Genomic DNA, 272 nt, shown 5'->3' on the forward strand with positions numbered 1-272 from the left:
CCAAAAGTGGAAGAGCCATCGACACCAGCACCGAAAGAAGAGACTCCAGCAACACCAGCGCCAAAAGCGGAAGAGCCAGTGACACCGGCACCAAAATCAGAGGAACCAACGACACCTGCGCCGAAAGCGGAAGAACCAACGACACCAGCACCAAAAGCGGAAGAGCCAGTGACACCGGCACCGGAAGAAGAGACTCCATCGACACCGGCACCGAAAGCGGAAGAGCCAGTGACACCAGCTCCAAAAGAAGAGACTCCATCGACACCAGCGCC

The 272-nt window shown here is 57.4% G+C and carries 1 pseudogene; it reads left to right on the forward strand.

Annotation, left to right across the window (positions count from 1 at the left end):
- Positions 1-272 (forward strand): annotated as a pseudogene (locus tag QP439_RS09025) (CAP domain-containing protein); the annotation flags it as partial.

Source organism: Streptococcus sp. UMB1203, from assembly GCF_030217725.1.
Classification (GTDB): Bacteria; Bacillota; Bacilli; order Lactobacillales; family Streptococcaceae; genus Streptococcus.